Source organism: Prauserella sediminis, assembly GCF_014195435.1.
Lineage (GTDB): Bacteria > Actinomycetota > Actinomycetes > Mycobacteriales > Pseudonocardiaceae > Prauserella > Prauserella salsuginis.
The window spans coordinates 1,221,420-1,235,225 of the sequence record NZ_JACIBS010000001.1 but is presented as its reverse complement, the minus strand read 5'-3'; the positions used below and the strand labels follow the sequence as shown (position 1 = coordinate 1,235,225).

The 13,806-nt window shown below is 68.0% G+C and carries 14 protein-coding genes and 1 tRNA gene; 14 read left to right on the top strand and 1 reads right to left on the bottom strand.

The features are described 5' to 3' along the window. Nucleotides 1-196 precede the first annotated feature (196 nt). The 5 genes from FB384_RS05475 (at nt 197) to rplA (ending at nt 3,079) form a co-directional block, all read left to right on the top strand. Nucleotides 197-269, top strand: a tRNA-Trp gene (locus FB384_RS05475). Between the two features lie 34 nt (nt 270-303). After that, nucleotides 304-738, top strand: coding sequence for a preprotein translocase subunit SecE (gene secE, locus FB384_RS05470; RefSeq protein WP_183779739.1), 435 nt, complete (start codon nt 304-306; stop codon nt 736-738). A gap of 81 nt (nt 739-819) precedes the next feature. Further along, a complete protein-coding gene (gene nusG, locus FB384_RS05465) occupies nt 820-1,743 on the top strand; it encodes a transcription termination/antitermination protein NusG (RefSeq protein ID WP_323985126.1) in 924 nt (307 codons plus the stop codon). A gap of 88 nt (nt 1,744-1,831) precedes the next feature. Then, a complete protein-coding gene (gene rplK, locus FB384_RS05460; protein ID WP_183779736.1) occupies nt 1,832-2,266 on the top strand; it encodes a 50S ribosomal protein L11 in 435 nt (144 codons plus the stop codon). A 90-nt stretch (nt 2,267-2,356) separates the two neighbouring features. Beyond that, nucleotides 2,357-3,079 carry a 50S ribosomal protein L1 gene (rplA, locus tag FB384_RS05455; protein ID WP_183779733.1) on the top strand — a complete coding sequence of 241 codons (723 nt, stop codon included), beginning with the start codon at nt 2,357-2,359 and terminating at the stop codon, nt 3,077-3,079. A 225-nt stretch (nt 3,080-3,304) separates the two neighbouring features. Here rplA and FB384_RS05450 read toward each other — a convergent pair whose 3' ends face one another. Further along, complete coding sequence (locus FB384_RS05450; protein ID WP_323985125.1) at nt 3,305-4,606, bottom strand: hypothetical protein; 1,302 nt, start codon at nt 4,604-4,606, stop codon at nt 3,305-3,307. Between the two features lie 320 nt (nt 4,607-4,926). On the opposite strand from FB384_RS05450, the gene rplJ reads away from it, so the two are divergent. From rplJ to FB384_RS05405, 9 genes are all read left to right on the top strand, one after another. After that, complete coding sequence (gene rplJ, locus FB384_RS05445; protein WP_183779730.1) at nt 4,927-5,472, top strand: 50S ribosomal protein L10; 546 nt, start codon at nt 4,927-4,929, stop codon at nt 5,470-5,472. Between the two features lie 51 nt (nt 5,473-5,523). Further along, the gene (rplL, locus tag FB384_RS05440) at nt 5,524-5,916 is read left to right on the top strand and encodes a 50S ribosomal protein L7/L12 (RefSeq protein WP_183779727.1); all 393 of its coding nucleotides are present in this window, start codon (nt 5,524-5,526) and stop codon (nt 5,914-5,916) included. Between the two features lie 463 nt (nt 5,917-6,379). Further along, nucleotides 6,380-7,534, top strand: a complete 1,155-nt coding sequence (locus tag FB384_RS05435; RefSeq protein WP_183779724.1) for an ABC transporter ATP-binding protein — start codon at nt 6,380-6,382, stop codon at nt 7,532-7,534. Between the two features lie 32 nt (nt 7,535-7,566). Further along, nucleotides 7,567-8,319, top strand: a complete 753-nt coding sequence (locus FB384_RS05430; RefSeq protein ID WP_221212993.1) for an MlaE family ABC transporter permease — start codon at nt 7,567-7,569, stop codon at nt 8,317-8,319. A gap of 3 nt (nt 8,320-8,322) precedes the next feature. Further along, entirely contained in the window at nt 8,323-9,162 is an 840-nt protein-coding gene (locus FB384_RS05425; RefSeq protein ID WP_183779707.1) for an MlaE family ABC transporter permease, read from the top strand. Beyond that, nucleotides 9,159-10,535, top strand: a complete 1,377-nt coding sequence (locus FB384_RS05420) for an MCE family protein (RefSeq protein ID WP_183779704.1) — start codon at nt 9,159-9,161, stop codon at nt 10,533-10,535. The genes FB384_RS05425 and FB384_RS05420 overlap by 4 nt, the downstream gene beginning before the upstream one ends. Next, complete coding sequence (locus FB384_RS05415) at nt 10,535-11,623, top strand: MCE family protein (RefSeq protein ID WP_183779702.1); 1,089 nt, start codon at nt 10,535-10,537, stop codon at nt 11,621-11,623. Before FB384_RS05420 ends, FB384_RS05415 begins: the two co-directional genes overlap by 1 nt. Beyond that, entirely contained in the window at nt 11,620-12,606 is a 987-nt protein-coding gene (locus FB384_RS05410) for an MCE family protein (RefSeq protein WP_183779700.1), read from the top strand. Before FB384_RS05415 ends, FB384_RS05410 begins: the two co-directional genes overlap by 4 nt. Next, on the top strand, nt 12,603-13,787 hold the full coding sequence (locus FB384_RS05405) for an MCE family protein (protein ID WP_183779698.1): 1,185 nt from the start codon (nt 12,603-12,605) through the stop codon (nt 13,785-13,787). Before FB384_RS05410 ends, FB384_RS05405 begins: the two co-directional genes overlap by 4 nt. Nucleotides 13,788-13,806 lie beyond the last annotated feature (19 nt).

Genomic DNA, 13,806 nt, shown 5'->3' with positions numbered 1-13,806 from the left:
CGTCCGTCCCGCGTCACCTGGGGCGACGCGGGTGCGCGGGGAGTGGTCGGCGGTGAAACGGGCCTCGGTTGCAGAGCGCGATCGGCCTTGCCGTAGACTACTGCACTTGGAACGTTCGACGGTTGTTCCTGCCCTCGTTCTCGCGGTCGGATAAGGGTCGCGATGGGATGGAGGCATGAACTGCGTGAACGTTCGAAGGGGTGTAGCTCAGTTGGTAGAGCAGCGGTCTCCAAAACCGCAGGTCGCAGGTTCGAGTCCTGTCGCCCCTGCGTTGATGTGTCAGGTTAGGCAGAGGAGTGGCTCGTGAGCGAGGACGGCGAGAAGGACCCGGGGGAGGGGCAGAAGAGCTCCGCCTCCCGTCCGAACACCGCCGCCGCTCGCCGCGAGCGGCGCCGCGCTGCCTCTGGCACGGGCAGTGACGCCAAGGCGGGCAAGTCCGCCCCCAAGGGGAAGGCGGGCTCCGGTCCCGGCAAGGGCACCACCGCCGGCAAGGACCGGCCCACGCCGAAGCGGAGCGGCACGACAAAAGAGAAGACCGAGAAGCATTCGCTCTTCGCCCGGATCGTGCGGTTCCTTCGCGAGGTCTGGGGCGAGCTGCGGAAGGTCATCTGGCCGACCCGCAAGCAGATGATCACTTACACCGGCGTTGTGCTGGTGTTCGTGGCCTTCATGATCGCCCTGGTCTACCTGCTCGACTTCGTCTTCCTCGAGGGAGTCGACTTCGTATTCGGCAACTAGCGCCTTGGCCAGGCCTCGCGGGTGGCGGGAGCGGATCGCCGCGCCCGTGACGACACACGCGATCAACTGAGAGGACGGAAAGTGACCTCCGAGAACGGCTCAGACGAGCAGGTGCTCGCGGCCACCGACGTGGACCCGGCCGAGGCCGCCGACACGCCTGCGCCGGCCGCCGAGACTGCAGAGGTCGACGAGCACGCGGAGGCCGGCACCGCCGAGACGGCCGGTGCTGACGAGTCCGCCGGTGAGGCCGACGCCGCGAGCGCCGACGACAACGCAGAGTCCGACGACAACGCCGACGCGGCCGAGGTCGCCGACGGTGCTGCGGCTTCGGCCGAGAGTGCCGACCAGGCCGGTGCCGACGCGAGCGAAGCCGACGACCCCGTGGCCCAGCTGCGCGCCGAGCTGAAGTCGCTGCCAGGCGAGTGGTACGTCGTGCACTCGTACGCCGGTTACGAGAACCGCGTGAAGAACAACCTCGAGACCCGGCGGCAGACGCTGGACGTCGAGGACTACATCTTCCAGATCGAGGTGCCGACCGAAGAGGTCACCGAGATCAAGAACGGCCAGCGCAAGCAGGTGAACCGCAAGGTCCTGCCCGGCTACATCCTGGTCCGCATGGAGCTCACGGACGAGTCCTGGGGCGCCGTGCGCAACACGCCCGGTGTGACGGGGTTCGTCGGTGCCACGTCGCGGCCGTCGCCGATCACGCTGGACGAGGTGCTGAAGTTCCTCGCGCCGCAGGTCGAGAAGGAGGCGCCCGCGAAGGCCGCGAAGGGCGAGTCCGCCGCGCCGGACACGCAGGCCGCGCCGTCGTCGTCCGGCTCCGCGGTGCAGGTCGACTTCGAGGTCGGCGAATCGGTCACCGTCATGGACGGTCCGTTCGCGACGCTGCCCGCGACGATCAGCGAGGTCGACGCCGGCGGCCAGAAGTTGAAGGTCCTGGTTTCGATCTTCGGCCGGGAAACGCCGGTCGAGCTGTCGTTCAACCAGGTCTCCAAGATCTGACGGCCGCTCCCGCAGTCGGGAGCACGCCGGAAGGCCCCCGCGCCACGGCAGGTGCGTGGGGAGAGCAACGCTGAACTAGGAAACGGAAATGCCACCCAAGAAGAAGAAGCTTGCAGCGATCATCAAGCTGCAGATCCAGGCGGGTGCCGCGAACCCGGCGCCCCCGGTCGGCCCCGCGCTCGGTCAGCACGGCGTCAACATCATGGAGTTCTGCAAGGCGTACAACGCGGCCACGGAGAACCAGCGTGGCAACGTCGTGCCGGTCGAGATCTCCGTGTTCGAGGACCGCTCGTTCGACTTCAAGCTCAAGACGCCGCCGGCAGCCAAGCTGCTGCTGAAGGCCGCGGGTGTCGACAAGGGCAGCGGCGAGCCGCACAAGAACAAGGTCGGCAAGGTCACGATGGACCAGATCCGCGAGATCGCCGAGACCAAGAAGACCGACCTCAACGCCTACGACGAGGACCAGGCGGCCAAGATCATCGCCGGTACCGCCCGGTCGATGGGCCTGACCGTCGTCGACTGAGTCTCGACCGCCTCGTCTCGAGGCGCACCGTGGAAGGGCCAGGCGCTGGCCCGCACCACAACTGATCCACTTCGCATGTAAGGACAGAGCATGACCAAGCGCAGCAAGGCCTACCGTCAGGCCGCCGAGCTCGTGGACCAGACCCGGCTGTACGCCCCGCTCGACGCGGTGAAGCTGGCCAAGGAGACGTCCGGCAAGAACAAGCTGGACGCCACGGTCGAGGTCGCGATGCGGCTCGGCGTCGACCCCCGCAAGGCAGACCAGATGGTCCGCGGCACCGTGAACCTGCCGCACGGCACGGGTAAAACCGTCCGCGTCGCTGTTTTCGCCACCGGTGACAAGGCCGCAGAGGCCGAGGCCGCCGGTGCCGACGTGGTCGGTTCCGACGATCTGATCGAGCGCATCCAGGGTGGCTGGCTCGAGTTCGATGCCGCGATCGCGACCCCGGACCAGATGGCGAAGGTGGGCCGCGTGGCCCGCGTGCTGGGCCCGCGTGGCCTGATGCCGAACCCGAAGACGGGCACGGTGACGCCCGACGTCACCAAGGCCGTTTCGGAGATCAAGGGCGGTAAGGTCAGCTTCCGCGTCGACAAGCAGTCGAACCTGCACCTGGCCATCGGCAAGGCGTCGTTCGACACGGACAAGCTGGTCGAGAACTACGCCGCGGCCCTCGACGAGGTGCTGCGTGCGAAGCCGTCCGCCGCCAAGGGCCGCTACGTCAAGAAGGTCACCTTCACGACGACCATGGGCCCGGGCATCCCGGTCGACCCGACGCGTACGCGTGACCTCCTCGCGGAGGACGCCAACGCCTGAGGCGTCACCGGACGCACAGCGCCGATACGGGGCGGTTCACCCATTGCGGGTGGGCCGCCCCGTTCGCATGTGTGCCGCATCCCGGCCGCGGGCGCTGTGCCGCATCCCGGCTCCTCGGCGCCCGCGGGGGCGGCGCCGAGCCGGGATGCGTCCGTGGGGAACGTCGAGGGCGCGGACACGGTCGCCGCGGCCGTCGCAGGTGGGGGAGCGTCCGCGGGAAAGGGCTCAGTTACCCGGTTGCGGGGCCGAGTCCGACGGCTGCTGCTGTGACGGTGCGGCCTGGCCGGGACACGTTTCCGGTCCGCGTTCGTGTCCCGTGATCAGCCACTGGTCTTTCTCCACCTTGTCCACGGTGAACACGCCGAGCGCCGGCCCGCCGCTGACGGTGAACGAGCAGGAGTCGATCCGCTCGGTCGTCGACGTCGGCAGGTAACCGCGCGGATAGATGGACTCGGCGTAGGAGTTGACGTGCGTGACCTGTTCGTGCAGCGCGTTCACGGCCTGGCGGCAGTCGCCGAAGCCGAGGTTGTCGGCGAACCGTTGTTGCGTCGCCTCGTCGAACCGCCCGCACGCCTTGTCCGCGTCGGGCATACCGGTATCCGGATCGGCCTGCGCGATCGCGTCGTACACCGATCGCACCGCCGAGTACGGATTGTCGGCCAGCAGTTCGGTCGCGTGGTACGAACCGCCGCCCCCGCGGGCGTACTCCTCGGTCGTCTGATCGCTGTCGCCGCTGCCGAAGAAGTGGTTGTAGGCCCACGTCGCGGCGAGCGCCAGTAGCAGGAACGCGACCAGCCAGCCGAGGAGCTTCTTGCCCAGCCAGGTCAGCCATCGCGGCGGGCGCCTGCGCGGGCGCTGCGGCGGTTCGGGCAGCCGTTCGCCCGTGCTGGCGAGCGCCGCGTGGTCGGCGGCGGGACCCGCGGGGGGCTGCGGCGGTGTGTACGGGGCGGGCGGGTACTGGGCCGCCTGCGGCGAGCCCGGCACGAGTGGTGCGCCGGGCGTTCCGGGCACGACCTCACCGCCCTGCTGCGGCTGCCCGGTCTGCTGGGCCTGCTGGAACTTGAGGAACTCCTGGAACTGCTGAAACTGTTGGAACTGCTGAAACTGCCGCAGCTGCTCCTCGTCGGCGGAACCGGTGGCCGAACCGGCGGTGTCGACGGAACCGGCGGCCGACGGCTGGAGGTCCGTGCCGGACGGCGGCGTCGGCGCAGCGTCGTTCATGGCAACAGCGTCGTTCGTGGCAGCAGCGTCGTTCGTGGCCGCGGTGTGGTTCGTGGCCGCGGTGTCGATCGCGCCCGTACCTTCGACAGCATCCGTACCGGCGGGCGGCGTCCCACCGCCCGCGTCCGTGCCGCTGACGACACCACCGCCGCGGGCGACCTCCTCAGAGGTGGGCGCGCCGCCGGACGCATCGCTCGCACCTTCGGGAGCGGCCGGGGCGGTTGCCTCCGGAGGGGAGGAGGCGTCCGGGGAATCGCCGGGCCGGTCCGGTTCGCCACTCGCCGGATCGGTTCGCTGTTCCGTCACGCGCCCATGATGCCTGCTCACGCTCCGCGTGCGGGAGCCGTGTGCGGACCCGGGTGTCGGGGCCGCCGCCACGTGGGCGTATAGTCGGCGACGGTTCTACCGAAGACCGCTGGTCTTCCCGGGGCTACCTCGGGAACGAAGGTCCGCCGAACGGGCGGCGACCCGCGCAGGGAGGAACGAGGATCGCCACACGGGTACCCGTGTGTATCGACGCCCCGAGCCTGCTGCGCTGGATTTCGCCGCGCGCGCCGGGGCGTTTCGTCGTTTCCAGGGTAGTCGCGGGCAAGCTCAGTGGTCACCAGCCAAGAGAGGAGGCGACCATGGCGAAGCCCGAAAAGGTGGAGGCGGTCGCCGAGATTGCGGACCGGTTCCGCAACAGCTCGGCCACGGTCATCACCGAGTACTCCGGCCTCTCCGTGTCCAAGCTCAGCGAGCTGCGCCGCGCTCTCGGCTCCACCGTGAAGTACCGGGTCGCGAAGAACACCCTCACCAAGCGTGCCGCCGAAGAGGCGGGCGTCGAGGAGCTGAACGAGCTCTTCATCGGCCCCACCGCGATCGCCTTCATCGAGGGCGAGCCGGTCGAGGCCGCGAAGGCTCTGAAGAACTTCGCGAAGGACAACAACGCGCTCGTCATCAAGGGCGGCTACATGGATGGCCGCACGATGAGCGTCAGCGAGATCAACAAGCTGGCCGAGCTCGAGAGCCGCGATGTCCTGCTGTCCAAGGCCGCAGGTGCGTTCAAGGCCAAGCTGTCCGAGGCCGCGTCGCTGTTCGAGGCGCCGCTGTCGAAGATGGCCCGCGCCGCCGCTGCGCTCGAGGACAAGCAGAAGTCCGAATCCGGCTCCGCGTCCGACGCCGAGAGCTGACCGACACCACCCACCCGACTCCCGAGTCGCAAGCAAGGAAGGAACGCCACCATGGCGAAGATGAGCACGGACGAACTGCTCGACGCCTTCAAGGAGCTGACGCTGCTTGAGCTGTCCGAGTTCGTGACGAAGTTCGAGGAGACCTTCGACGTCACGGCCGCCGCCCCGGCCGCCCAGGTCGTGGCCGCCGCCCCGGGCGCCGACGCCGGTGCCGCCGCCGAGGAGGAGCAGGACGAGTTCGACGTCGTCCTCGAGGACGCCGGCGACAAGAAGATCCAGGTCATCAAGGTCGTCCGCGAGGTCATCTCCGGTCTCGGCCTGAAGGAGGCCAAGGAGCTCGTCGAGGGCGTCCCGAAGCCGCTGCTCGAGAAGGTCGACAAGGAGGCCGGCGAGGCCGCCAAGGCCAAGCTCGAGGAGGCCGGCGCCAAGGTCTCGCTCAAGTGATCTGACGCCTCACGGCGTTTTCGATTACAGCGAAAGCGGGCGGACATCCCACGGGGTGTCCGCCCGCTTTTTCATGTTCTCGTGGCATCCCAAAGATGCCCTCCGGGGCATTCCGCGGCGGCGGGCGTTTTCGTATGTCGGAAGAATTTGCGGCGGAATTCGATCACGGCGCACACGGGGTGTGTCCATTCATCACATTCGTGGGTGTGGGCGGTCGTCGGGTGCGTGGGGCGTGGGTTACCTTGCACATCCACATCACACGGTCTGTGTCCGGGATTACTCCGGGCGCGCGAACCTGATGTGAACTAGTGAGTAACTTACGCGGGCTTCGGTCGTTGCTCGTAGAAGGAAGACGCTGCGGACATGGCGGTCGACACCTCCCGGGAGGTGCGGTCCGCCGGGCGCACCCGCTGGAACGGGCGGGGCACCGGCCGCGGCCGCGGAACCGCTCCGGGAGGGTGCGATGGGTGCCGAGGTGGTCATCGAGGGCTTGACCAAGTCCTTCGGTAAGCAGGCCATCTGGCGTGACGTGACGCTGAACCTGCCGCCTGGGGAAGTGTCGGTGATGCTCGGCCCGTCGGGTACCGGCAAGTCGGTGTTCCTCAAGTCGATGATCGGTCTGCTCAAGCCCGACAAGGGAAAGTGCGAGATCAACGGCGTCGACATCGCCAGGTGCTCGGAGCGCAAGCTCTACGAGACGCGCAAACTGTTCGGCGTGCTGTTCCAGGACGGTGCGCTGTTCGGGTCGATGAACCTCTACGACAACGTGGCGTTCCCGCTGCGGGAGCACACCAAGAAGTCGGAAACCGAGATCCGCAAGATCGTGCTCGAGAAGCTCGAGCTGACCGGTCTGTCCGGGGCCGAGGACAAGCTGCCCGGTGAGATCTCCGGCGGTATGCGCAAGCGCGCGGGTCTCGCCCGCGCGTTGGTGCTCGACCCGGAGATCATCCTGTGCGACGAGCCGGACTCCGGTCTGGACCCGGTGCGCACGGCGTACCTGTCGCAGCTGCTGATCGACCTGAACGCGCAGATCGACGCGACGATCCTGATCGTCACCCACAACATCAACCTCGCCCGTACCGTGCCGGACAACATCGGCATGCTGTTCCGCAAGGAACTCGTCATGTTCGGCCCGCGCGAGGTGCTGCTGACCTCGGACGAGCCCGTCGTCGAGCAGTTCCTCAACGGCCGCCGACTCGGCCCGATCGGCATGAGCGAGGAGAAGGACTCGGCGCAGATGGCGCTCGAGCAGGAGCAGGCCGACGCGGGCCACCACGACGGGTCCACCGAGGACGTGCGCGGCATCGTGCCCCAGCTGCAGCCCACGCCGGGGTTGCCGGAGCGGCAGGGTGCGATCCGCCGCAAGGACCGTGTCGTGAAGATCCTCCACACGCTTCCCGAGCCCGCGCGCGAAGGAATCATCGCCTCGCTGAGCCCCGAGGAACGCAGGCACTACGGCATTCCCGAACCGGCCGTCACCGCAGGTGGCCGGACGCCGGCCCATCGCGGCAATCTGCCCGCGGGCGAGGTCGCCGACCTGCCCGGTTCGCCCGCCTGGCCGGGCGCCGAGCAGTCCGCACCGACCCGGCCGCTGCGACCGCGGCGAGGCGGGGCATGAGCGCACGGACGGCCACCGTCCCCGGCATGGGGATGTTGCGGGAGACGGGCAAGCTGTTCGCCCTCGGTCTCGACATCGGCCGGGGCATCTTCCAGCGCCCGTTCCAGCTGCGGGAGTTCATCCAGCAGGCCTGGTTCATCGCCAGCGTCACGATCCTGCCGACCGCGCTCGTGGCGATCCCGTTCGGCGCGATCATCTCGTTGCAGTTCGGGTCGCTGGCGAGCCAGCTCGGTGCGGAGTCCTACACCGGTGCGGGCAGCGTGCTCGCCACCGTGCAGCAGGCGGCGCCGCTGGTGACGGCGTTGCTCGTCGCCGGTGCGGGCGGGTCGGCGATCTGTGCCGACATCGGCGCGCGCACCATCCGCGAGGAGATCGACGCCATGGAGGTGCTCGGCGTCTCCGCGGTGCAGCGCCTCATCGTGCCGCGCGTGCTGGCGTGCATGCTCGTCGCGGTGCTGCTGAACGGCATGGTCAGCGTCATCGGTGTGCTGGGCGGCTACTTCTTCAACGTCGTGCTGCAGGACGGCACGCCCGGTGCGTACCTGGCGAGCTTCTCCGCGCTGGCCCAGTTGCCGGACCTGTGGGTCGGCGAACTCAAGGCGTTGATCTTCGGCTTCCTCGCCGCCGTCGTGGCCGCTTACCGGGGCCTGCACCCGCCACCCGGGCCGAAGGGCGTCGGCGATGCGGTCAACCAGTCCGTCGTCATCACGTTCCTGCTGCTGTTCGTGGTCAACGTCGTCATCACGTTGATCTACCTGCAGCTCGTCCCGCCGAAGTTGGGCTGACCGATGGCCTCCGTGACCCAGCGCGCGAAAAAGATCGCGAACCGCCCGCTCGAGACGCTCGACGATCTCGGCGACCAGATGTCGTTCTACCTGCGCGCCCTCGCGTGGGCGCCGCGGACGATCCGGCGGTACATGAAGGAAGTGCTGCGCCTGCTGGCCGAGGTGAGCTTCGGCTCCGGTTCGCTGGCCATGATCGGCGGCACCGTCGGCGTGATGGTCGGCCTGACGCTGTTCACCGGTGTGCTGGTCGGTCTGCAGGGCTTCTCGGCCCTGGACTCGATCGGCACGTCGGCGTTCACCGGCTTCCTCACGTCGTTCTTCAACACCCGTGAGATCGCACCACTGGTGGCGGGTCTCGCGCTGTCGGCGACCGTCGGTTCCGGCTTCACCGCGCAGCTCGGCGCGATGCGCATCTCCGAGGAGATCGACGCGCTCGAGGTGATGGCGGTGCCGAGCCTGCCGTACCTGGTCACGACGCGGATCATCGCCGGGTTCGTCGCGGTCATCCCGCTGTACGTCATCGGCCTGATGGCGTCGTATCTGGCCTCCAGGGCCGTGGTCATCTACGTCTACGGCCAATCGGCGGGTACCTACGACCACTACTTCGACATGTTCTTGCCACCGCAGGACGTGCTGTATTCGTTCATCAAGGTGCTGATCTTCAGCGTCTTGATCATCCTCACGCACTGCTACTACGGCTACAAGGCCAGCGGCGGCCCCGCGGGTGTCGGTGTGGCCGTGGGCCGTGCCGTGCGGTTGTCGATCGTCACGGTCGCGGTGGTCAACTTCTTCGTCGGGTTCGCGCTCTGGGGAACCGACACGACGGTGAGGATCGCGGGATGACGGCGACAGGGATGTGGGCAACGCTGCGTCGCAGGCTGCTGGGACTGCTGCTGGTCGGACTGCTGGTCGGCGGCGTGGCCCTGAGCGTGGCGATCTACAACAAGGCCTTCAGCTCGTACGTCACGGTGACGCTCGAGGCGGACGAGCTCGGCAACCAGCTGTCGGAGAACTCCGACGTGAAGGTGCGTGGGCTGATCGTCGGTCACGTCGGCGAGATCACCCCCGTCGCGGGCGGCGCCACGAAGATGACGCTGAACCTCGACCCGGAGCACGCCGACCTGGTGCCGGCGAACGTCTCGGCCCGATTCCTGCCGAAGACGCTCTTCGGCGAGCGTTTCGTCAACCTGGAGATCCCGGACGGTGCCGAGGCGACGGCACTGCGGTCGGGGGACGTCATCCCGCAGGACCGCACCGAGAGCGCCATCCAGCTCGAACAGGCGCTGGAGGATCTGATGCCGGTGCTGCAGGCGGTGCAGCCGCAGAAGCTCTCGACCACCCTGAGCGCGATCTCGACGGCGCTGGAGGGGCGCGGTGAGCAGCTGGGCCAGACGCTGTCGGACCTCGGCAGCTACCTCGGCGAGCTGAACCCGCATGTGCCGAAGCTGCAGGAGAACCTGCGGGAACTGGCGAAGTTCTCGCACAACCTCTCCGACGTCACCCCGGATCTGGTTCAGACGCTCGACAACTTCACCACGACGAGCAAGACGATCGTGGAGAAGCGGCAGGCGCTGTCGAACATGTACACCAGCATCACGGGCGCCTCGACGGATCTGCACTCGTGGCTGAAGGCGAACTCGTCCAACCTCATCCAGCTCGGCGAGACCGCGAGGCCGACGGCTGAACTACTCGCCAAGTACGCGCCGTCGTACCCGTGCTTCCTCGGGCAGATGGCCGAGCTGGTGCCGCGGATCGACAAGGCGTTCGGCAAGGGCACCAACGAGCCCGGCCTGCACGCGACGATCGAGATCACCAACAACCGCGGTCCGTACAAGCCGGGGCAGGACGAACCGGAGTGGAACGACCACCGCGGCCCGCGCTGCTACGACTTCGCCGAGCGGCCGGATCCGTTCCCGCAGTACCCACCGGACGGGCCCGTCAAGGACGGCAGCACGGCGCCCCCGCCTGCGCGCTCGTCCAACAACGGCCTCAGCCAGGCCGACGACCAGGCGAACGCGGGCGGCTACAACAACAACGGTGGCGGCGGCGCCGCTCCCGGTATCGCGGGCGGCGACCCGGCCGGTTCGCCGGGTGAGCTGCGGCTGATCTCGCAGCTGACCGCGCCGCGGCTCGGCATGGACGCCGACGAGATGCCCGGCTGGGGCTCCCTGCTCATCGCCCCGATGTACCGCGGAGCGGAGGTGACGGTCGAATAATGCGCGGACTCACCGCACCACTGGTCAAACTCGGTGCCTTCATCGCCGTCACGGTGCTGGTCACGGGTGTGCTCGCGGTCAGCATCGCGAACATCAACCTGTCCGACACCGTGACGTACAAGGCCCGCTTCACCGACGCGACGATGGTGATCCCCAACGACGACGTCCGGATCGCGGGCGTGCGCGTCGGCCAGGTCAGCTCCGTCGAGATCGTGGACCGCAGGCTCGCCGAGGTGGAGTTCGAGATCGACGCCGCCCGCGAGCTGCCCGCGAACGTGCAGGCGTCGATCAAGTACCGCAACCTCGTCGGCCAGCGCTACATCGCGCTCGAACGCGCCGGCCAGGGCGAGGTGCAGCAGGCCGCGTACCAGGGCGGCGGCAATCAGCCGGGCGGCGGGAGTCCGCAGGGCACGCTGCAGCCGGGCGAGACGATCCCGCTGGATCAGACGACGCCCGCGCTGGACCTGAACGAACTGTTCAACGGGTTCAAGCCGTTGTTCCGGGCGCTGTCGCCGGACGACGTCAACAAGCTGTCGTACGAGATCATCCAGGTCCTGCAGGGCGAGGGCGGCACTGTCGAGAGCCTGCTGTCGCACACGGCGTCGCTGACGACGAAGCTCGCCGAGAAGGACCAGGTGATCGGCCAGGTCATCGACAACTTGAACACGGTGCTGACGACGGTCAACGAACGCACGCCGCAGCTGGACCAGCTGATCGTGCGGCTGCAGAAGCTGGTGTCGGGACTGGCCAAGGACAAGGAGCCGATCGGGCAGTCGATCGACGCGCTCGGTGGGCTGGCGCAGACCACGGCTGGCCTGCTGAAGGAGGGCCGCGAGCCGCTGAAGCAGGACGTCAAGGCCCTCGGTGAGCTGGCAGGAAACCTCAACGACCAGGAACAGGTCGTCGAACACTTCATCCAGTTCCTGCCGGAGAAGGCCAAGCGGATGGCTGCGACCGCTGACTACGGCTCGTGGTTCAACTTCTACCTGTGCAGTGCGAGCGGCGACGTCCGGATCCCGGGGCTGATGTCCGAGCCCGTCAACGTGCCGATCGCGCCGGTCAATAGGGAGCGGTGCACCAGCGAATGAAGAGCTTCCAGAAGCGCAACCCGATCCCCATCGCGATCACCGGCATCATCGTGATCGTGCTCGGCATCGTGGCGGCGCTGAACACCGAGGACCTGCCACTCATCGGCGGTGGCACGACGTATCAGGCCGAGTTCAGCGAGGCGGCCGGACTCAAGCCCGACGACGAGGTGCGCGTGGCCGGCGTGAAGGTCGGCAACGTCAGCGACGTCGAGCTCGACGGCGACCGGGTGAACGTGTCGTTCAAGGTGCGCGACGCCTGGCTGGGCGACCGCACCTCCGCGACGATCAAGATCAAGACGTTGCTGGGGCAGAAGTACGTGGCACTCGACCCGTTGGGGGAGAACCCGCTCGACCCGGGGTCGACGATCCCGCGCGAGCGCACCACGGCGCCCTACGACGTGCTCGAGGCGTTCCGCGACCTGTCCGGCACCGTCGACGAGGTCGACACCGACCAGCTGGCGCAGAGCTTCGACGTGCTGTCCGAGACGTTCTCCGACACGCCCGACGAGATGAGCGGCGCATTGGACGGGCTGTCGAAGCTGTCGAACACCATCGCCAAGCGCGATCAGCAGCTCAAGAGCCTGCTGAAGAACACCAAGCAGATCTCGGGCACGCTCGCCGGCCGCGACGAGCAGCTGGTGAAGCTGATGGAGGACGGCTCGTCGCTGCTGGGTGAACTGCAGCGACGCAAGCAGGCCATCACCACGATGCTGCAGGGCAGCCAGGAGCTGTCGACGCAGCTGCGGGGCCTGGTCGCCGACAACAACGAGCAGATCGGCCCTGTGCTGAACAAGCTCGACCGGCTGACCGGCATGCTGCAACGCAACGAGGAATCGTTGAGCGAGGGCATCCGCCAGTTCGCGCCGTTCGTCCGCGTCTTCAACAACACGATCGGCAACGGCCGCTGGTTCGACAACTACATCTGCGGCTTCCTGCTCCCGTCCGTCGGGCCGGTGAACGAAGAGGGGTGCAACGTCAAATGATCACCACTCGATTCGGTCAGCGGCTCGCCCAGGGCGTCACGATCGCCATCGTGCTCGCGCTCGTCGTCGCGGGCGGACTGTGGTGGACGCTCAAGGACGCGGGCAGCAAGCGGGTCAGCGCCTACTTCCCGAGCGCGATCGGCCTGTACGAGGGCAACACCGTCCGCGTGCTCGGTGTCGAGATGGGTGAGGTCACGAAAGTCGAGCCGCAGGGTGAGCGCGTGCTCGTGGAGATGACCTACGACCGTGACGTGCAGATCCCGGCGGACGCGAAGGCGATCCTCGTGGCGCCGTCGCTGGTCTCGGACCGGTACGTGCAGCTCGCACCCGCCTACACCGGCGGTCCGACGCTCGACGCGGGCGCGACGATCAGCCAGGACCGCACCGAGGTGCCGCTCGAGGTCGACGAGCTCGCCGAGAGCCTCAGCCGGGTGTCCGAATCGCTCGGCCCGAACGGCGCCAACAAGAACGGTTCGCTGTCGGACCTGCTCGACACCTCCGCCGAGAACCTCGACGGCAACGGTAAGGCGCTGCACGACACGATCACCGAGCTCGGCAAGGCCTCCGGCACGCTGTCGGGCAACTCGGGTGATCTGTTCGCCACGGTCGAGAACCTGGGGAAGCTGTCCACGACGCTCGCCGGCAGTGACCAGACGGTGCGCAGGTTCGAACAGCAGCTCGCCGACATCAGCGGCTACCTCTCGAGCGAGCGGGAGAACCTGTCGGCGACCGTCAAGCAGCTCGGCACGGCGCTGACCTCGGTCAAGGGGTTCGTCGAGAACAACAGGGGCAAGCTCAAGTCCAACGTGGACAAGCTGGCGAGTGTCACGCGGGTGCTCGTCGAACAGCGCGGCGCCCTCGCCGAGACGCTCGACATCGGTCCGCTGGCGCTGACGAACCTCGCCAACACCTACAACGCCTCGTCGGGAACCCTCGACGCCAGGGCGAACCTCAACGAGCTCACGCAACCGCCGGCGACGATGGTGTGCAACCTGCTGAAGCAGACACCGGACGCGCTCGACGCCGTCGGCAACGTGTGCCAGGGCGTGGCCGACGTCGTGGACAACAACGTGCCGCTGCCGTCGTTGGCGCAGTCGGTGCACGCGCTGAACAACGGTGAGCTGCCGCCGCTGCCGCTCCCGATCACGCAGCAGGTGCTGTCCTCGGGAGGTGGCCAGTGAAGTTCCGCAAGCTGCTGTC